General features: G+C 34.0%; 22 protein-coding genes. 13 read left to right on the forward strand and 9 right to left on the reverse strand.

Annotated features, from left to right (window positions below; translation table 11 throughout):
* Positions 1 to 6: 6 nt before the first annotated feature.
* The 4 genes from DM800_RS26260 (at position 7) to DM800_RS26275 (ending at position 2,691) form a co-directional block, all read left to right on the forward strand.
* The gene (locus tag DM800_RS26260) at positions 7 to 585 is read left to right on the forward strand and encodes a YdcF family protein (protein ID WP_218943206.1); all 579 of its coding nucleotides are present in this window, start codon (positions 7 to 9) and stop codon (positions 583 to 585) included.
* A 149-nt stretch (positions 586 to 734) separates the two neighbouring features.
* Positions 735 to 1,052 carry a magnetosome magnetite crystal formation protein family gene (locus DM800_RS26265; RefSeq protein WP_147787957.1) on the forward strand — a complete coding sequence of 106 codons (318 nt, stop codon included), beginning with the start codon at positions 735 to 737 and terminating at the stop codon, positions 1,050 to 1,052.
* A gap of 232 nt (positions 1,053 to 1,284) precedes the next feature.
* Complete coding sequence (gene nfsA / locus DM800_RS26270) at positions 1,285 to 2,019, forward strand: oxygen-insensitive NADPH nitroreductase (protein ID WP_088062756.1); 735 nt, start codon at positions 1,285 to 1,287, stop codon at positions 2,017 to 2,019.
* Between the two features lie 87 nt (positions 2,020 to 2,106).
* Complete coding sequence (locus DM800_RS26275) at positions 2,107 to 2,691, forward strand: DJ-1/PfpI family protein (protein ID WP_098857540.1); 585 nt, start codon at positions 2,107 to 2,109, stop codon at positions 2,689 to 2,691.
* A 94-nt stretch (positions 2,692 to 2,785) separates the two neighbouring features.
* Here the strand turns inward: DM800_RS26275 and DM800_RS26280 are convergent, their stop codons facing one another.
* From DM800_RS26280 to DM800_RS26305, 6 genes are all read right to left on the reverse strand, one after another.
* Positions 2,786 to 3,511 (reverse strand): sulfite exporter TauE/SafE family protein, encoded by a 726-nt coding sequence (locus DM800_RS26280; RefSeq protein WP_147787958.1) that lies wholly within the window; start codon positions 3,509 to 3,511, stop codon positions 2,786 to 2,788.
* A 123-nt stretch (positions 3,512 to 3,634) separates the two neighbouring features.
* Positions 3,635 to 4,855, reverse strand: a complete 1,221-nt coding sequence (locus DM800_RS26285) for an MFS transporter (protein WP_147787959.1) — start codon at positions 4,853 to 4,855, stop codon at positions 3,635 to 3,637.
* A gap of 19 nt (positions 4,856 to 4,874) precedes the next feature.
* The gene (locus tag DM800_RS26290) at positions 4,875 to 5,324 is read right to left on the reverse strand and encodes an ArsR/SmtB family transcription factor (protein WP_147787960.1); all 450 of its coding nucleotides are present in this window, start codon (positions 5,322 to 5,324) and stop codon (positions 4,875 to 4,877) included.
* Positions 5,325 to 5,452: 128 nt separating this feature from the next.
* Complete coding sequence (locus tag DM800_RS26295) at positions 5,453 to 6,667, reverse strand: MFS transporter (protein WP_147787961.1); 1,215 nt, start codon at positions 6,665 to 6,667, stop codon at positions 5,453 to 5,455.
* Positions 6,668 to 6,672: 5 nt separating this feature from the next.
* On the reverse strand, positions 6,673 to 7,140 hold the full coding sequence (locus tag DM800_RS26300; RefSeq protein WP_000589719.1) for a VOC family protein: 468 nt from the start codon (positions 7,138 to 7,140) through the stop codon (positions 6,673 to 6,675).
* Between the two features lie 165 nt (positions 7,141 to 7,305).
* Positions 7,306 to 7,425 carry a YjcZ family sporulation protein gene (locus tag DM800_RS26305; RefSeq protein ID WP_000120183.1) on the reverse strand — a complete coding sequence of 40 codons (120 nt, stop codon included), beginning with the start codon at positions 7,423 to 7,425 and terminating at the stop codon, positions 7,306 to 7,308.
* A 239-nt stretch (positions 7,426 to 7,664) separates the two neighbouring features.
* Between DM800_RS26305 and DM800_RS26310 the strand changes: the two genes are divergently transcribed.
* Entirely contained in the window at positions 7,665 to 7,883 is a 219-nt protein-coding gene (locus DM800_RS26310) for an aspartyl-phosphate phosphatase Spo0E family protein (RefSeq protein ID WP_002096752.1), read from the forward strand.
* Between the two features lie 54 nt (positions 7,884 to 7,937).
* On the forward strand, positions 7,938 to 8,126 hold the full coding sequence (hfq, locus tag DM800_RS26315) for an RNA chaperone Hfq (RefSeq protein ID WP_087985600.1): 189 nt from the start codon (positions 7,938 to 7,940) through the stop codon (positions 8,124 to 8,126).
* 25 nt (positions 8,127 to 8,151) lie between these two features.
* Here the strand turns inward: hfq and DM800_RS26320 are convergent, their stop codons facing one another.
* On the reverse strand, positions 8,152 to 8,754 hold the full coding sequence (locus DM800_RS26320) for an HD domain-containing protein (protein WP_147787962.1): 603 nt from the start codon (positions 8,752 to 8,754) through the stop codon (positions 8,152 to 8,154).
* A gap of 172 nt (positions 8,755 to 8,926) precedes the next feature.
* Here DM800_RS26320 and DM800_RS26325 point away from each other — a divergent pair, with 172 nt between their 5' ends.
* From DM800_RS26325 to DM800_RS26355, 7 genes are all read left to right on the forward strand, one after another.
* Entirely contained in the window at positions 8,927 to 9,760 is an 834-nt protein-coding gene (locus DM800_RS26325) for a flagellar motor protein MotP (RefSeq protein ID WP_147787963.1), read from the forward strand.
* Between the two features lie 22 nt (positions 9,761 to 9,782).
* A complete protein-coding gene (locus tag DM800_RS26330) occupies positions 9,783 to 10,460 on the forward strand; it encodes an OmpA family protein (protein ID WP_000977943.1) in 678 nt (225 codons plus the stop codon).
* Positions 10,461 to 10,610: 150 nt separating this feature from the next.
* The gene (locus DM800_RS26335; protein ID WP_000940570.1) at positions 10,611 to 10,979 is read left to right on the forward strand and encodes a response regulator; all 369 of its coding nucleotides are present in this window, start codon (positions 10,611 to 10,613) and stop codon (positions 10,977 to 10,979) included.
* Positions 10,980 to 11,108: 129 nt separating this feature from the next.
* The gene (locus DM800_RS26340) at positions 11,109 to 13,112 is read left to right on the forward strand and encodes a chemotaxis protein CheA (RefSeq protein ID WP_147787964.1); all 2,004 of its coding nucleotides are present in this window, start codon (positions 11,109 to 11,111) and stop codon (positions 13,110 to 13,112) included.
* 173 nt (positions 13,113 to 13,285) lie between these two features.
* Positions 13,286 to 14,929 carry a flagellar motor switch protein gene (locus DM800_RS26345; protein WP_088062762.1) on the forward strand — a complete coding sequence of 548 codons (1,644 nt, stop codon included), beginning with the start codon at positions 13,286 to 13,288 and terminating at the stop codon, positions 14,927 to 14,929.
* A 29-nt stretch (positions 14,930 to 14,958) separates the two neighbouring features.
* Positions 14,959 to 16,353 (forward strand): transglycosylase, encoded by a 1,395-nt coding sequence (locus tag DM800_RS26350; RefSeq protein WP_147787965.1) that lies wholly within the window; start codon positions 14,959 to 14,961, stop codon positions 16,351 to 16,353.
* 27 nt (positions 16,354 to 16,380) lie between these two features.
* Positions 16,381 to 17,097, forward strand: a complete 717-nt coding sequence (locus DM800_RS26355) for a hypothetical protein (protein ID WP_147787966.1) — start codon at positions 16,381 to 16,383, stop codon at positions 17,095 to 17,097.
* Positions 17,098 to 17,130: 33 nt separating this feature from the next.
* On the opposite strand, the gene cheR is transcribed toward DM800_RS26355, so the two are convergent.
* Complete coding sequence (gene cheR, locus DM800_RS26360) at positions 17,131 to 17,913, reverse strand: protein-glutamate O-methyltransferase CheR (RefSeq protein ID WP_000582890.1); 783 nt, start codon at positions 17,911 to 17,913, stop codon at positions 17,131 to 17,133.
* A gap of 39 nt (positions 17,914 to 17,952) precedes the next feature.
* A complete protein-coding gene (locus tag DM800_RS26365) occupies positions 17,953 to 18,450 on the reverse strand; it encodes a hypothetical protein (RefSeq protein ID WP_001020094.1) in 498 nt (165 codons plus the stop codon).
* Positions 18,451 to 18,456 lie beyond the last annotated feature (6 nt).

Here is an 18,456-nt window from a genome sequence, read left to right on the forward strand (position 1 = left end):
ATGGATATGAAAAAGAAGAAAATAATTAAGTATATGATAGGCATTATAATCATTTGCACCGTTTATGCAGGATTTTTACAATATAACATTTATAAGCATGGACAGATGAATGCAGCCTACGATGCGGATTATATAATTGTATTAGGCTCGAAAGTAAATGGAACGAAACCGTCGTACTCATTGCAATATCGTATTGATAAAGCAGCTGAGTATTTACAATCACATGAGAAAACAAGTGCTATAGTATCTGGAGGGAAAGGAAAAGGAGAAGATATTTCAGAAGCATTAGCAATGAAAAATGGATTAATGAAACTAAAAATTGCAGAAGACCGCATTATAATGGAAGATAAGTCAACGAGTACAGATGAGAATATTAAATTCTCAAAACCTTTAATTCCAGACAATATGAAAAAAGGAATGATCGTAACAAACGACTTCCATATGTTTAGAGCGAAAAAAATAGCAGCCAAGCAAGGTTTACAATTAGAAGGTCTTCCGGCTGAAACACCGAAGCGAATTGTCATTCCATCGAATATACGAGAGTATTTAGCCATTACGCAATATTGGTTTATGAATCGAATATAGAGAAAAGTAATCCCGTCTGGAAGTCCAGTCGGGGTTGTTTTTGATGAAAATCTTACAAATATGTCATGTTCATGAAAGGTAAAGCGATAGTTTCTAGAATCGATTCCTGACATAATGAAGATAACAAAAACTATTTAGAGGTGAATCGGATGAAAGGAAATAATATATTATCTTCACTATGTTACTTTAGTATCTTTTTTGCACCATTTTTACTGCCAATTATCGTCTACTTCGTTGCGGAGGATGAAGTGAAATACCACGCGAAAAAAGCATTTTGGTCACATATTTTCCCGTATGCGGTTTTATTTGGTGGATTAGCAGTATCCGGCATATATGGTTTAAGCTTCAATCAATCTGATGGTGCTGGAGTTGGAATGATGATCACATATGCGGTGTTCATTCTTGTAGGGATTTATTACTTCATTTGGAATATCGTAAAAGGTGTTAAAGTTTTGAAAACAGCGTAATAAGACAAGAAATAATTTGATGTAAACCTGTCGGTATTTGTTGGTAAGTCGATATATTCGAAAAATCGTTGATATAATGCAAGGAATCGTCGATATAATTTCATTTACCGTACTAATAGAAGTTTTAAAAAGAGCAATTCAAAAAGAATTGCTCTTTTTGTGCTTATAAGTTGTGAATATTGAAAAAGGTATGTTAATTTTTCATTATGAAGAGAAAAAAGGAGTGTTTTTCATGAATGAGATCATACATAAAATGGAGCAACACGTTTCAGTTCGTAAATATAAAGAAGAATCAATTCCGAAAGATGTAGTAGAAAGAATGGTGCAAGCTGCGCAGCATGCTGCTTCCTCGCATTTTGTACAGGCGTATTCTGTTATATATGTAACAGATCAAGACCTAAAGGTTAAACTAGCAGAGCTATCCGGAAATCGTCACGTGAAAGACTGCGCAGCATTCTTTGTTTGTTGTGCAGATTTAAAACGACTTGAAATGGCGTGTGAACAGCATGGTACAGAGATTAAGCATGAAGGAGTAGAAGACTTTATCGTTGCGACGGTAGATGCTTCACTGTTCGCGCAAAACTTAGCGTTAGCAGCAGAATCGTTAGGATATGGTATTTGTTATATTGGTGGTATTCGTAATAACCCGAGAGAAGTAAGTGAATTGCTTCATTTACCAGATAAAGTATATCCTATATTCGGAATGACAGTTGGTGTACCAGATGAAAATCATGGAGTGAAACCGCGTTTACCAGTAGCAGCAATTCTTCATGAAAATGGGTATGATGAAAAGAAATATGATGAATTATTAAACGAATACGATGAAACGATGAGCTCGTATTACAAAGAAAGATCAGCAAACAAGAAAAACGTGACATGGACGGAATCAATGAGTTCGTTTATGGCTAAAGAAAAAAGAATGCATATGAAAGAGTTTTTAAGTGAAAAAGGATTTAATAAGAAATGAGAAAAAAGGCAGACCTGCATGCAGGTCTGCCTTTTTTGGAGGAGAAATATGATTGTCTCCGAATAAGTATAGGAGGGAGGAGATAATATGAAAAAAGCTTTAATCTTTTTATTCGATGGATTTGCAGAATTTGAAGTGAATATAGCGAGTTTATTTTTAATAAGTAAGGAATTCGAAATAATAACAGCATCGGTAGACGGAAAAACAGTTACAGGAGAAGGTGGTTTTTTATGTCAACCACATGTCTCTATCAAACATGTTGAAGTAGCAGATTATGAAGTGTTTATTGTACCAGGAGGACATATTTTTGATCATTTAGAAAATGAACAATTGTTATCGATCGTGAATGAATTACATAAGCAGAATAAATGGATAGCGGGTATTTGTGCAGGAACAGCTTTACTACATGCAGCAGGCGTGCTTAATAAGAAGAAATTCTCAACATCATTAACACCAGATGAAAAACAATTAGCGCATTTACATGAATGGGAATATAAACAAAATAAAGATGTAACCGTTGATGGGAAAATCATAACCGCGGTAGGATCTGCGTACGTGGAATTTGCTGCTGAAATAATGAAGCAGCTCAATTTATTTAACGAAGCTGAAGTGAAGGAGAACTTGCAATACTTTAAAAATGTAACAGAGCTTTGTGATGAAACGTTAGTTTAAGTGAATATAACAAGCGGCATAATAGCCGCTTGTTATCGTTTAAATCTATGAGTTTTTGTACAATTTCAAGCATCTATTGTCTTGAAAAGTTTACTTATAATAAATGCAAACTTTCAATAAGAAGATACATACCCGTACAACTCAAAAGGATGTACGTAAATATTTTAAAAATCCGTTGATTAAGCCATTTGAAAATAATTTGACCTATATACAAACCTAAAAAAACAATTGGGATTGCATAAAAACTGGATTCCCAAATTGTTTTGTTTGTCCCAGTGAAGAGTATTTGAGTTAGTAGGCTAATGAAATATATAAATAGATAAAAAGCCAATGTAGTTGCTCGTAACTTCTCCTTTTTCGTATCAGTTCCTGTAAAATAAAGTAACAGTGGAGGTCCTGGCATACCGATACTTGTCGTTAAAAGACCAGATAATCCGCCAACTATGAAATCTCTAGATTTTGTTGATTGAATCTTAAAGTTGCATATTAGCATCAACGTTAATAGTAAGAGAAGGATGCTAATTGCTAATTTAAATGTGTTGATGTTAATGGAAGTGAAAATGATAATACCAAAAGGAACACCAATTATACTTCCGAAAATTAATCTTTTCAATAGAATAAAATCAATGTCCATTCTTATTTTCCAGATGAGTGATATGGAAATAATTAATGATAAAATGATATTTATTTGTATAGCTTCTTGTGGTAGAAATAACATGAGTAAGAAAGGTGTTGCCATAATAGAAAAGCCAAAACCTGTACTCGTTTGTAAAATAGAAGCTACTAATATAATACATATGAAAATGAATGTAATCTCCAAAATAGCCCTCCTACGTAATCAAATCCAATACATATTTTAACATAAAGTGAAACTTTAATCAGTGGGGCTTACTGTCCTTTAAAACGGGAAAAAAGCGGCTAAATAGCCGCTTTTTTCTCGCATTTAATATTCCAATGATGACCCTGTAGCCTTAAAATATTTTTCTCGTGAAGGCGTCATTACCCGGATTGCTAATAAACAGGAAAGGAAAAGAATGAGTAATGAGCTACTGATTACAGTGATTTGAACGGAAAGAAGTTGTGCTGATGCTCCAATTGCTAAAATGAAAAAGATTTGGATGAAATTTTTTATGGAATCAAACACGCTATCGATACGTCCTATCATATGTACAGGGATGTTATTTTGATAAAATGTTATAAAGCCGGTACCAGCAAATGATGAAGAAATACCAAGTAAAATGAAACCGCTCGCTGCGATTATAAATGAATTTGAAAAGGCGAAAATTACATAACCTATTGCTGTGAATATCGTACCGAATCCGATACAATGTTGAATCGGTAATCGTTTAGCAAAGAGAGAAACAAGAAATGAACCGAAAATATATGCAGCACCAGTTATACTAACAAGCATGCTATATTCCATGTCGGATAAAAACAGTACTTGTTTTGTGAATACAACTTCTTGTGAATCGAGCGCCATAGAAACAAGCATAGTGGCTTGAAATAAAACGAATATGAGAATGATGTAAGTTTCAGTTCGAGCGAATGAAAAAACTTGTTTCCAATCACTTCGTAATGTTTGTACGAAAGTATTTGCAACTTCTTCGTTTTGCTTTGTTTGTAGTGTAATGTTTGGTAAGAAATAAATGAGAATAGTAGAAAGTAGAAAGGAAAGTGAGTTGCAGTAAATTACAAAGGATGCTGAGTACGTGGTGAGAAGTATTCCAGCAAGGGCTGGACCGATAATAAAAGCCCCGCTTGTACAAAAGTTATTCCAAGCGTTGAATTGAGCGCGTTCTTCAGCTCGTATGAGCATCGTTCTATAAGAAAATGATGCTGGATCGAAAAATGATATAGCGATGCGAGTTAAAAAGATAAAAATATAAATGGCCCAAATAGAATCAAATAGTGGAATACAGCCAATGAGAGCTGCCCGAATTATACCTGTGATGAGCATAATGGACCGTTTGTTTAATCGATCTACTATGCTACCAGACCATATTTTTGTAACAACGGTCGCAATTGGACCAACAATCCATAATCCTGCTACAGCAGCAGGGGAGTTTGTGCTATTTAACACCATTAAGTTTAGGGCGATGAGATACATAAAATCACCTAAACGAGAAATTCCTGTTCCCGACAATAATAATAATTTATTTTTCATAAGCAGTTGGACCTTTCTTTCATTGTTTTTTAATCCTGCAGGAAATAGCGTATTCCTCTTCGGAGTTTGATTGACGAGCGGTTTTGTTTTCCCAGCGTAATAAAACTTGTGTAACTTCCCAAATAAGCTGTTGTAATTCCTCTGGAGTTAAAAATAAATGAGATACAATATGACTGCCTGTATTCGTTCCTTCTGTGCCGCTTTCTTCAATATAGAAATGAGCAGATTTTGCCTTGTAATATTTTTCAATAATTCCTCGTTTTTCTTTCGTGTCTACTAATTCAAGTAATCCTCCATCATATAAAATTTGAACGTGATAATGAACGCTACCAGCAGATTTATTTAGTTTAGTAGCTACTTGTTTTGCTGTGAGTGCCTCGTCTTTTAAAAGGTGAAGAATTTGAATGCGAGTTGCATTAGAAATGAGCTTCTGCTGCTCAGCTGAAATAGTAAGTCTATCGTCAAACATTATGATATCTCCTTTCTTATGATCTAAATTTATTGTACATTCTAAAAAATTAGAACGTAAGGGAAATAAATCGCCTTTTTCCTTTATATTTCGACATAAATAAAAATAGCATGTACATAAACATGCTATTAAGTGTTAGTAGATTCTTCACTCAGTTTCCCGCGATAAAACAGGTAAAGCCATATAAAACTAACAAAAATACAGCATAGAGCTAATAGGCTACCAATAATTTGCGGAGAAAGAATTTCTAAAAGCGCTCCTGTAAAAAACATGGATAACTGAATAAGTGATCCGTAAATGGAATAATGGAATGAAAAAACTTTACCCATCATATTTTCATTCGTATAAGTTTGAAGTAATGTCGTATCAAGTGGAACGATAATTCCTCCTGCTATGCGCATACAGAGCAATGTAATGATACCGATAATAAGTTGATCGGACAAAATGAATCCGAGAAAGAAAATTCCTTGTAGGAAATAGGCCCAACCGAATACTTTTTTCATTTTTTCTTCATTTTTAGATATATAAAGGTTAACGAGGAGGCTTCCAATCATAAGCCCAGCCCCTTGAATCGTATATAAAATTCCAATGTTGGTGTGGAAAATCTTTTCGGCATAGATCGTTAGAAGTAGCTGATAAGCGCCTCCAATAATACCCCATGAAATGCCGACAAGAATTAACGTTAAAATGATTTTTGTTTGTAATATGTATGTGTACCCATCTTTTATATCAGTAAAAAATGCTTTTTTCTTGTTACAAGTATCATGAGAAGGGACATTCATATTATAAATAAAATAGGCTGAAATAAAGTATGACAGGCTATTTACTAAAAAAGCGAACTCAATATGTAAAGATTGTGCAATTATCCCGCCTAGAGAAGCCCCCATAATAGACATAAAACCATTAATTGTATTAGAAAGAGAGTTAGCAGTTACGAAATGATTTTGGTGTACGATATTTTTTAAGGTTGCTTGTTTAGCTGGTTCAAATAAACAAGAAAGTACGGATAAACATATGTTAGAAATGAAAATAATCTCAATTTTATATAATGCAAATAAGTAAGTGAGGACGATCATGCCTCGTAAAAAATCGGTAAAAATCAGAATCTTCTTTTTAGAAAAACGATCTACAACTCCGCCTATAAAGGGGCTAAGAAGTAGCTGTGGTAAACCTTTACTTATAAAAGTGAGTGCAATCATAAACGAAGATTCCGTTATGCTATAGACGAATGTTACTAAAGCTACAGTATGAAACCAATCTCCAAGTACACTTAATGTTTGACCGTAAAATAGTTTTTTGAAGTTACTATTTGTTTTAAGAAGTGCGGAATAAGAAACTGACATAAAATTTAATCTTTATGTAATGATGATGCTTGAACTTGTTTTTTCCACTCGCTTAAATACACTTTCTCCGCTGTAGGAAGTCCAACAGGTAATTGTGCGATCAATTCTAAACTATTTCCGTCAGGATCATTAAAGTATACGGCGGCATGTGCTAATTCTGGAAAAACAATCGGCTCAATTGGTTCCATTCCAAAATCTTTTCTTGCTGAAATTCCTTTTTGGTTTAGCCAGTGTATTGCATTTTCTAAATCATGTAAGCTTACTTGAAAGGCGATGTGTCGTAAAGAGGGGTGATAATTAACTTTGTATTCTGTGCCTTCCCAAAGACCGAGCCAACTTTCGTTTTCTTTAATCCAAAAGAAAGCAATATCATCTCCTCTTTTATATAATTTCAGTCCAAGTGATTCATAAAAAGATATTGATATCTCTAAGTTACTGACAGGTAAGTGTGCTTCGTAAAGACCTTTAATCATTGTAATCCTCCTTAGTAAAACATTTCTTATTTCATAGTAAACGTTTTTTTATTAGTTGAAATCACAAAAAAGAGGGATATCACTTCATACGAAAGTATGAAAAAACAGCTCAAATATGAGCTGTTTTCGTATAGTTTTTCGTTCATTTGTTAAGGATAGGATATATTAGTATCCGTATCCGCCGCCACCCCAGCAGCTACATCCGATGATGATTAGAAGGATGAATAGTACGATAAGCAAAGCAAATCCACCGCCGAAACCAGAGCAACTTCCACCATAGCTCATATGTTTTCCTCCTTTTGAGTAAGTTAATCTATATAATTCATGGACTACTATATACAGTATGTTTTTTGTATGGAAAAGGAGCCAGTCTCTTTTGTAATTAGACAAACGCCTGTATGGTTATTTTGATTGTATATTGTGCTAGGGGTATGTGAAGAAATCATTATATATTTTGCAATTTGTTCATAAAAAAACATAAAAATTGTAAAAAAAACCATTTTTATATTTTTTTATGAGAGGATTTGTACTATAATTTTACAAGTAATATTATGGGAAAAGGGAGTTTTAGTAAAGAGATGGAGATGGGAAAATTACACAATAAAATAGAAAACAAAAAGAAAGAGCTAATCCAACTTGTTGCTAGACACGGATTGGATCATGATAAAGTTTTGTTATTTAGCCGAGATTTAGATATACTTATTAATAAGTTTATGAATGTAAAAGATAAAGTACACAAATAAATAATTTGTAGTTTTTTATATTAAGATATTTTGTAAAAAAGGAGAGAAAAGTATTTGGAACATTTACAAGAAGAGTTATATAAACAAATAAAAGAAGAAAAAGGTATTGTTACAATTTTTTTAAAGAGTGGCGTTAGAATAGTAGGAGAAGTTGTTGCGATAGACAAATTTACCGTTTTAATGTTAGTTGATGGAAAACAACAGCTTATATACAAGCAGGCTATATCAACGATAATAAAATAAGACACTCATATTGAGTGTCTTTTCATTATCGTTTGCAAGCTTCCACGTCAATGCCGGCAGCCAGTAATTTCTTTTCTCCATCTTGTTCAATCATTTTTTGTAATTTAGATAGGAAAGAATCAAAGTTTGTATGCTTTGCTACTTGGAATGTCATTTTATGCTCAATTGGTAGCCACGTATCAATATTAGCTTCGTTATGCTGAATTTTCACCTCAAGCTTATCAAGTGCGTTAGCTACTTTTGCTTCGTACGTTTCTTTCGCTTCAAACTCCATCCATAAATCATATAATTCCTCACCGAGAGAACCTTTTAATGTTCGTTTAATATTTACAATGGCTTCTTGCTCATTTATTTGTTTTTGTAATTGTAATTCATGACTATTCATTGTATCAAAAGCAGGAATATCACCAGCTTCTGCTTCGACTAGGTCGTGAATAATAACCATTTTAAGTAATTTTTCAATATTTACTTTTTGATCTAAATAAGGCTCAACTAAAATGGCCATTAGAGACATGCGCCACGTATGTTCAGCAACGCTTTCTTGACGTCCGTTAGAAAGCCAGCTATGTCGCATTTCATATTTTAGTTTTTCTGCTAGTGCAATGACTTGTAAAATGTTATGTTCCATTGTGATCCTCCTCATATTTCCATACTATAATTTTAATATGGAAATGAAATGTGTCAATTTTATGAGTATATTGCGATAAACAGATGATAAGCGTATAATACTTATTATATGTGAAAACGCATTATTAAAATAAAAAAATGTTTTATAAAAATGAAAAGGAAAGGGCAGGAATATGGGAGACGAAAATCAAGGATTTGCTAGACCACAAAGAAGAAAAAGGAAGTTTGACATTTCTAGCCCAGTCGGCATTATAGTAGGTTTTGCTATAGTGATAGCGGCAATTATGATTGGCGGCGGCGGAATAAAAGCTTTTAAAAACTTTTTAGATGTTTCATCTATTTTAATTGTCATAGGGGGAACTACAGCGACAATTGTTGTGGCATATCGATTTGGAGAAATAAAAAAATATACGAAAAGCATTTTTACTGTTTTACATAGAAAAGAAGAAAATTTAGAACAGTTAACGGATTTATTTGTTGATTTTTCAAAAAAGTCTAAAAAACACGGCCTACTTTCTTTAGAAGTTGATGGAGAGCAAGTAGACAATCCTTTTATTCAAAAAGGAATTCGATTAATGTTAAGTGGTTACGATGAAGATGAATTAAAAGAAGTGTTAATGAAAGATGTTGAAACGGAAGTGTATGAGTTAAGAAAAGGGGCAGCATTATTAGATAAAATTGGCGATTTCGCTCCAGCTTGGGGCATGATAGGGACTTTAATCGGTCTTATCATTATGCTTCAAAACTTGCAAGACACATCGCAAATTGGTACAGGGATGGCAGTTGCGATGTTAACGACATTGTATGGGTCAGTACTTGCAAATATGATTGCAATCCCTCTTGCTGAAAAAGTGTATCATGGTATTGAAGATTTATATACAGAGAAGAAGTTTGTTATTGAAGCGATTTCAGAATTATATCGCGGTCAAATTCCTTCTAAATTAAAGTTGAAACTCGATACATATGTATACGAAACAAAGGTAAAAAAAGTAAAACGAGCAGCCTAATATTTCAAGGAGTGGTATGGTTATGATGAAACGACCGCAAAAGGGATCGCCTCGTTGGATGACGACTTTTACAGATTTAACGATGTTATTATTAACTTTCTTTGTATTACTAGTTGCTACATCAAAGCAGGATGCAGTAAAATTGTCAAAGATGCTTGAAAAGTTTAGTGACGTGGAGCAAGTAGATGCGAAAGTAATGGAAAATACAATACCAGATATTTCACATGAAAAAAATGATGAAAAAATGGTCTCTAAAAAGAGAATGGACGAATTATATAAAAAGTTAAAAGCATATGTAGATAATAACGGTATTAGTCAAGTGAATGTATATCGAGAGGATACGGGAGTAAGCGTCGTTATAGTAGATAATTTAATATTTGATACGGGTGACGCGAACGTTAAACCGGAAGCGAAAGAGATAATAAGTCAATTAGTTGGGTTTTTCCAATCAGTACCAAATCCGATTGTTGTTGAAGGGCATACAGATAGTAGACCGATTCATAATGACAAATTCCCTTCTAACTGGGAGCTGTCTTCAGCAAGAGCAGCAAATATGATTCACCACTTAATCGAAGTGTATAATGTGGATGATAAAAGGCTAGCTGCGGTAGGATATGCAGACACAAAGCCAGTTGTACCAAATGATTCACCGCAAAATTGGGAGAAAAACCGTCGCGTTGTCATTTACATAAAAGAATAGAATATTATCATTTTAATAATAAAATAATGAAAATACGAAAATTCTTTTAAAAAAATATTAAATTTTATCATTTTATTTTGTATAATGAGTGAGAATGATAAGGTGAAATATTAAGATATATTTATACATAGAAGGAGAGAATTAAAAAGAATGGCACATAAAATTTTAGTTGTAGACGATGCGATGTTCATGCGAACGATGATTAAAAACTTATTAAAAAGTAATTCTGAATTTGAAATTATTGGTGAAGCAGAGAATGGAGTAGAAGCAATTCAGAAGTTTAAAGAACTTCAACCGGATATTGTAACATTAGATATTACTATGCCAGAAATGGACGGACTTGAAGCGTTAAAAGAAATTATTAAAATTGATTCAAGTGCAAAAGTTGTTATTTGTTCTGCAATGGGACAACAAGGTATGGTATTAGATGCAATTAAGGGTGGAGCAAAAGACTTTATTGTAAAGCCGTTCCAAGCGGATCGAGTAATTGAAGCTTTAACAAAAGTAGCAAACAGCTAATATAGAAGGGGTGCCACAAGGAATCTAAACATTGATAGCGGATATGCGTGTGGCCCCCTTTTTTCTTGCTTTAAAACACTAAATTGTTATACATAAATGAAATGTTTGTTAGACAGGTAGGGGATGAAAATGCAAACAGATCTATTAAATATATTTTTTGAGGAATCAGAAGAACATTTACAGTCGCTAAATGAAAATGTGCTAATTTTAGAACAGAATCCTGCTGATATGAGTGTAGTAGGAGAAATATTCCGCTCAGCCCATACATTTAAAGGTATGTCAGCGAGTATGGAATTTACGGAAATGGCGGATTTAACGCATAAAATGGAAAACGTTTTAGATGAAATTCGTCATGGGAATATAGTTGTAAATGCAGAGATTATTGATGTGATTTTTGAGTGCATTGATAATTTAGAGAAGATGGTTGCAGATGTGCAACAAGGCGGAATGGGCAATATTGATGTAATTACAACTAAGCAGAAATTAGAAGCATTATTGAATGGCAATGTAGAAACTCCTGCGGAATATATTGAGCAAGAACCTATAAATAATGATAATGCAGTTTCGCATGAAGTGCATATAACTGTTGAGCAACATGCTATTTTAAAAGCAGTACGTGCAATTATGTGTATTGAAGCACTGCAAAATGTAGGTAATGTACAAAAAACAGTTCCAAGTATTGAAGAAATTGAAGCAGATGCTTTCGGGTTTGAGTTCACAGTATTTATGGATACTGATCAAAGTGAAGAAGAATTAAAACAAGTAGTGCTTCATGTTTCTGAAATTGAGAAAGTAGAAGTGAAGCAAGGACATACATTAAAAGAAGTAGTCTCGAAAGAATTGGGTACACAAGAAGCTATGCAGGAAGATATACAAGCGGCTACGCATGTGGAATCAACTAAAGAAGTATCGAAGCAATCTGCTAATGCTACACCTGCTAAAAGCGCTGCAAAAACGAAAAATGGTAAAGTGGAAAATCGTTCCATACGTGTTCAATTGGAAAAAATTGAAAGATTAATGAACATGTTTGAAGAAAGTGTAATTGAGCGTGGTCGTATAGATGAATTGGCACAAGCAATTCAAAACAAGGAATTAATTGAGCATTTAAATCGATTAGGCGATATTTCAAAAGATATTCAAAATGTACTACTAAACATGCGTATGGTACCGATAGAAACTGTTTTCAATCGTTTCCCGCGTATGGTACGTATGTTAGCGAAAGATTTAGGGAAGAAAATCGATTTACAAATTACAGGTGAAGACACCGAAGTTGATAAAATTGTTATTGATGAAATCGGTGATCCACTCGTCCATTTAATTCGTAATGCAATTGATCATGGGGTTGAAACTGTTGAACAACGTCGTGATGCAGGAAAAAATGAGACAGGTACGATTAAATTAGAAGCGTTCCATAGTGGAAATCATGTCGTTATTCAAATTACGGATGATGGAAATGGAATTCATAAAGGGAAAGTATTAGAAAAAGCGATTAAAAATGGTGTTGTAACAGAATCTGAGGCAAATAAATTAACGGACCGTGAAGTATTTGATTTGATTTTCCAACCAGGATTTAGTACAGCTGAAGTTGTATCAGACCTTTCTGGGCGTGGCGTTGGATTAGATGTAGTGAAACATACGATCCATAGTTTAGGTGGACACTTAATTATTGATTCTGAAGAAGGGAAAGGTAGTACATTTAGAATTGAACTGCCATTAACGTTGTCCATTATTCAATCTATGCTTGTTCAAACGAATGATAAACGTTATGCTTTCCCTCTTGGCAATATTGTTGAAGCAATTCGGATTAAAAAAGAAGACATCCAATCCTTACAAGGAAAAGATGTGTTAAATTACCGTAATCAAATTATTGAAGTGAAGCATTTAAGTACTGTATTTGGTGAGAAAACAGTAGATGAGGCGTTTGCGTCATATGATGGTCAAATGGTTCCTGTGTTAATTGTTCGTAATACACATCGCAGCTATGGACTTATTGTAAACACAATTATCGGTCAAAGAGAAATAGTCTTAAAGTCATTAGGTGACTTCTTTGCAGAGAGTTCTAATTATTTCTCTGGTGCGACAATTCTCGGTGATGGACGAGTGGTCCTCATTTTAAACCCAGAAGGTTTATAATAGGAATGAAGGAAAGCTCCCCACTTGTATACAATTGGGGAGCTTTTTGGTTAATCGTTACTAATCTAAAAATGGGAATAAATACATATTAACGTTTTATATAATAAGTTTGTTAAAATAAAATGAGAGTTTATAGCATTTGATAGAAAAACAGAAATGAGGAGGCAGAGAAAATGCCTGAGCAACACACAAAAGGGGATACGAGCACAATTGTGCTAGAAAAAGAAAATGAGCATTTAACGCCTCAAGAATGCGATATTCTTGGCGAAATTGCAAATATATCATTTGGTTCAGCTTCGACTGTATTATCAACAATCTTAAATAGGCAAGTAAGTATTACTGCTCCTCGCATAGAATTGGTAGATTTATATGATTCAAGCGACGTCGAAGTTCCACACGTTGTATTAAACATTCATTTTACAAAAGGATTAGATATGGAAAACCTTCTTGTCCTTAAGCAAGATGTTGCATTATCCATTGCTGATTTAATGATGATGGGAACAGGTGAAGTGGAAGACGGAAAAGAACTTGGTGAATTAGAGCTAAGTGCTGTACAAGAAGCGATGAATCAAATGATGGGGTTCGCAGCTACATCTATGTCAGAATTCTTTCAAGATACAGTAGATATGTCTCCGCCGACAATTAAAGTTGTAAAGTTATCAGAAGAAATGGAGAAAATTTCTGAGATTGATGGGAATCAAACGATTGTTAAAGTATCGTTTGATTTAAAGATAGATAATCTTGTAAACTCTAAACTTGTGCAAATTGTTTCAGTTGAACATGCGAAACGAATGGTAAATAAATTAATGCAATTATCTGGTGGAGTAGAAGAAAAAGATGAGCCAGCAGAAATAGTGGAAACTGAGATTGTAGAAGAACAAGTTGAAAAAGAGCATTTAACACAAGAAGAGAAAGACGTCCTTGGTGAAATTGCTAATATTTCAATTGGTTCGGCTTCAACAGTATTGTCAACACTATTAAATCAGCCAGTTACAATTAGTACGCCCAATGTAGAATCAATCAATGTTCGTCATTATGACGGAGTACCAGTCCCGTTTGTTATTTTAAATGTTGATTTTGTTGAAGGGCTAAAGAATGAGAATGTATTCGTATTTACGAAAGATGTCGCTTTAACAATGGTAGATTTAATGATGATGGGAACAGGGGAAGTTGATCCAGAGAAGGAGCTTAGTGAATTAGAACTGAGTGGGATTAAAGAAATCATGAACCAAATGATGGGGCATGCTGCGACGGCGATGTCAGAAATGTTTCAAGAAAAAATGGACATGACACCACCAAATGTTAAATTCGTAACGTTAAAAGAAGAAATGGAATATTTGGGAGAGTCAATGAAAGTGGACGAACTCGTCCAAATTACGTTCAACCTTGAAATTGGCGACCTGCTTCAATCGAAAATGTATCAAATTTTACCGATTTCAGAAGCGAAAGAAATGGTAAGAAGACTTCTATATCCAATGGTGGAAGAGGAAGAAGAGATTGTTACGGAAGAAATTGAAGAAGAAAAAATTGTAGAACCTGTTGTGCAAACTATTGAATTTAAAGAAGTAAAACAAATGGAACCAGTATACATGGACACATCCATCTTACAAAATGTAGAAATGAATGTGAAATTTGTATTTGGAAGCACAGTGAAAACAATTCAAGATATTTTAAGTTTACAAGAGAATGAAGCGGTTGTACTAGATGAGGATATTGACGAGCCAATTCGTATTTATGTAAATGATGTATTGGTGGCGTATGGTGAACTTGTAAATGTAGATGGATTTTTCGGAGTAAAAGTGACGAAATCGCTATAAGTCGTTGAAATAGGAGTTTGAGCTAGTAGATGAAAAACGTAAAGTTTTTTCTAATGAGCTGGTTATTCATAAATGTGTGTCTGTTCTTCCCTCTGCAAAGTCAGGCGGAAGAACAAATTGAGCCAGATCAAAAACTAAATGAAATGAATGTACAAGAAGAAAACAAAGAAGTTCAAGAGCAGCCAGAGCAAGTGGAAGTGAATCAAGGTAAAGAGGAACAACAAGAAGTAGCAAATGAACAAGAAATCGAAAAAAAGATAGAAACGGATCAAGGGGTTATTACAGTAAATAAGCCAGAATTAAAAGTTGGCGAAGAAGTGCGGGTTATTGTAGAGCCGAAAGAGCAAAATGTTCAAAGTATAAAAGGTATTTTGCGCTTGCCAAAAAACGGCGATCAGTATGAACAAGAAAGAGTGCTATCGTTTAAGTATGAAGAGGAAACGAAGCGATGGATTGCTAACTACAAGGTCGAGACTTTTGATTTGCAAGGTGATTGGAATCTTCAGCTCATTCAAAGTTCTAAAGAAACTGAGAAAGAAGAGCTTATAGAAAATGAAGTGAAAGTCCCATTTATTCGTATAAATAATGACACGCCAACAATAGATAAAGAGCTACCGAAGTTGCGTAAAGTTACTGTTGACGAGGCAAAAGAGAAGCTAATTGAACGGAAACAAGGCGATTCTATACGTGTGCGAGTGAAGGCGACAGACGTAGAATCAGTTGTGAAAGAAGTTCGTGTTACATTAAAAGGGAAAGAAAATAAAGAGATTACATTTTTATTAGATTACAATAAGCGCGACATGGATTGGCAAAAAGTATTTGAAATAACGGATGCGTTGCCAATCGGGACGTACGAAATATTTGTAGAGATAGTGGATGCGGCCGGCAATAAACTGGTTGAAGAAAGTGAGTACATCGTTTCTATTTTAGAGCAAAAACCAGAAGATAATAAAAAGGTAGAAGAACGAGAGAATGAAGATAAATTAGAAGATAAGGAAGAACCTGAGAAAGAACCAGAGAAAGAACCAGAGAAAGAACCAGAGAAAGAACCAGAGAAGCAGGAAGACTCAAAAATAGAGATTCCGCTCCTGGAAGAAAAACCGCCAGTTGTTCAAATTCCGAAGCAAGAAGAGAAAATAAACGATTTTATAAAAGAGCCGCTGAAAGAGAAAGAAGGAATTACTTACTTTATAAAAGAGCCGCTGGGAAATCATAAGGAAGTAAGTGATGGAAAGGCTCAAAAAGAGAACAAAAGTAGAAATGACAATGGAGTCGTTTCGAAAAAGAAAGAACCAATAGAAGAACCGCAAAAGAAAAAAGAAGACAGTAGCGAACAAGGAATACAAGCTTCTAATGTATTTGCTATTATGTCAGGTTTCTTCGTATTGTTTTTAGTTTTAAAAAGTAATAAAGAATGGGGCTAATTATTTCATAGTAGTGGAGGCGCTTAGATGGAGATTAAACGTACGACAATTGAAAATAAGACGCTACAACCATTAAAACAGCCTGCAGCTATTTCGGAACATGAAATCCAGAAAGAACGAAAGCATAGTAATCTAGTGTTTACTGGACAGTCTAAGATTATTTCGAAAAATAATGAAATAGGAATTTTACTTGCGAGTTTAGGTGATGGAAAGGTTATGAAGGAAATGCTTTCTAAAGAGATGGATACAGTACTGCAACTCTTTAAAAAGTTGCATACGTTATCTGGAGAAGGGAAGCAAACAGAAAAAGTATTTGAACAAGTAATGAGAAGTTTACAAGGGCTTGTTAAGCAGGCGCATATAAAAGAACTTCCTTTGTTAGATGGAACGTATGATTTCGCAGAAGTGCAACTATCATTTGGTAGAAAGGTACATATTCCGTTATTAGATGTAAGTGCACTCATTTCTAGAGTGGAAAGTGATTCTTCAGAAGGAAATATAAATTTAATGGTAACGGTTATTACTGCTTACATAACGAAATTGTCTAACGAAACTATTTTAATTAGCGTTACAGATCGCACAGCTAAAGAGCGGGATGTAAGTGTATGGAGAGCGCTCGCAGAAATGAATATGACACAATTATCACAGGCCCTGAAACAAACGATGCAAGAACATAAATGGCCTATGACATTTCTTTTTCTCTTTGTATGGATTGTTGCTATTATTTTAATTCGAGTTATATAAAAAGGTCGTCACTTTACATTGTGACGACCTCTTTTATATTTTTTCGTAGAAGAATGTATCAAATCTCTGAAGATTATAACGTTCAGGTGTTAAAATTTGTTCGGTACTACCAACAAATAGTACGCCGCCTTTTCGTAAAGAACGACTAAACTTTTCATAAAGTTTTACCCTTGCTTCTTCAGTAAAGTATATCATTACGTTGCGACAAATGATTAAATCGTAATTTGTATCGAACGACTGCATTAACAGGTCGTGTTGTTTGAACGTGACGTTTTGCTTAATATTTTGATGTAATGAATATATATCATTTTCTTTTGTGAAATGACGTTCTTTCAAATCGATAGGTAATTCTTTTAAAGAACGTTCTGTATATTGACCGCGTTTTGCAGTTTCTAAAATGTGAAAATCAAGATCTGTTGCTTGTATTTCAAAACGAAATGGAGCTAGATGCTTCGATAAAATTAAAGAGAGTGTATATGGTTCTTCACCGGCAGCGCAAGCGGCACTCCATACTTTTAATTTTCCGTTATTTTGTTCAAGTAATTTTGGTAGTGCTTTCGTCTCTAACGTTTGCCAACGTTCTTTATTTCTGAAAAATTCTGAAACGTTAATTGTAATATAATCAATAAAACTTAAAAATAAATTTTGATCGGTACGTAAATTGCTTAGAAAACTAGTGTAGTTCTCAAAGCCTTTTCTCGAAATAAAAGCATCGATTCTACGACGCATTCTATCTTGTTTATATGAAGCGATATCCATATTGAATTGTTGTTTAAAACTCGCGATAAAATGATCATAATCTTGTTCAATTATCATATTTATAATAGGCACAATAACGATATTGTGCCTCCCCCTTTACATCATACGGATTTTTTGTTCAAAGTTTTTTTTCATCTGTTTTTCATGTAAACCTGGTAAATCATAAATAACAGCATCAATTCCTGCTTCTTTTGCAACGTCAACGGGAATGACAGATGTATGCTTGTCCCCATTATAAAAACAGAGAACTAAATCGGTATCTTCGATTATTTGTTTTACAAAAAACATATAATCGGATCGGTAAATGGAGTCGGAAGGATGATCAAAAGCGACGTACTCGGCTCCGTGTTTTTTTAAGTAATCAACGACCTCTTGAAATTCATCTGTTAATGCTTGTAACGGCTGTAGCGTGTAAAGGCATAAATTTTGAGCGAGTCTTTCGTTTTCGATGAAAAAACGAAGAATCTCATTTTCGATAGATTTATAACATAATATGTAAATTTTATGTTTGTGAGCATAGTCAGTTAAAAATTTTTTTATTTCTTCTTGATCTAATGCTGTTAATTGATTTGAACCACAAAGAAAAATATTCATAGATTT

Source organism: Bacillus sp. AY18-3 (assembly GCF_008042305.1).
Lineage (GTDB): Bacteria > Bacillota > Bacilli > Bacillales > Bacillaceae_G > Bacillus_A > Bacillus_A wiedmannii.

Coding starts and splice junctions, on each gene's coding strand:
- DM800_RS26260 (WP_218943206.1), top strand. CDS start 7: ATGAAAAAGAAGAAAATAATTAAGTATATGATAGGCATTATAATCATT.
- DM800_RS26265 (WP_147787957.1), top strand. CDS start 735: ATGAAAGGAAATAATATATTATCTTCACTATGTTACTTTAGTATCTTT.
- nfsA (WP_088062756.1), top strand. CDS start 1,285: ATGAATGAGATCATACATAAAATGGAGCAACACGTTTCAGTTCGTAAA.
- DM800_RS26275 (WP_098857540.1), top strand. CDS start 2,107: ATGAAAAAAGCTTTAATCTTTTTATTCGATGGATTTGCAGAATTTGAA.
- DM800_RS26285 (WP_147787959.1), bottom strand. CDS start 4,855: ATGAAAAATAAATTATTATTATTGTCGGGAACAGGAATTTCTCGTTTA.
- DM800_RS26290 (WP_147787960.1), bottom strand. CDS start 5,324: ATGTTTGACGATAGACTTACTATTTCAGCTGAGCAGCAGAAGCTCATT.
- DM800_RS26295 (WP_147787961.1), bottom strand. CDS start 6,667: ATGTCAGTTTCTTATTCCGCACTTCTTAAAACAAATAGTAACTTCAAA.
- DM800_RS26300 (WP_000589719.1), bottom strand. CDS start 7,140: ATGATTAAAGGTCTTTACGAAGCACACTTACCTGTCAGTAACTTAGAG.
- DM800_RS26305 (WP_000120183.1), bottom strand. CDS start 7,425: ATGAGCTATGGTGGAAGTTGCTCTGGTTTCGGCGGTGGATTTGCTTTG.
- DM800_RS26320 (WP_147787962.1), bottom strand. CDS start 8,754: ATGGAACATAACATTTTACAAGTCATTGCACTAGCAGAAAAACTAAAA.
- DM800_RS26325 (WP_147787963.1), top strand. CDS start 8,927: ATGGGAGACGAAAATCAAGGATTTGCTAGACCACAAAGAAGAAAAAGG.
- DM800_RS26330 (WP_000977943.1), top strand. CDS start 9,783: ATGATGAAACGACCGCAAAAGGGATCGCCTCGTTGGATGACGACTTTT.
- DM800_RS26335 (WP_000940570.1), top strand. CDS start 10,611: ATGGCACATAAAATTTTAGTTGTAGACGATGCGATGTTCATGCGAACG.
- DM800_RS26340 (WP_147787964.1), top strand. CDS start 11,109: ATGCAAACAGATCTATTAAATATATTTTTTGAGGAATCAGAAGAACAT.
- DM800_RS26345 (WP_088062762.1), top strand. CDS start 13,286: ATGCCTGAGCAACACACAAAAGGGGATACGAGCACAATTGTGCTAGAA.
- DM800_RS26350 (WP_147787965.1), top strand. CDS start 14,959: ATGAAAAACGTAAAGTTTTTTCTAATGAGCTGGTTATTCATAAATGTG.
- DM800_RS26355 (WP_147787966.1), top strand. CDS start 16,381: ATGGAGATTAAACGTACGACAATTGAAAATAAGACGCTACAACCATTA.
- cheR (WP_000582890.1), bottom strand. CDS start 17,913: ATGATAATTGAACAAGATTATGATCATTTTATCGCGAGTTTTAAACAA.
- DM800_RS26365 (WP_001020094.1), bottom strand. CDS start 18,450: ATGAATATTTTTCTTTGTGGTTCAAATCAATTAACAGCATTAGATCAA.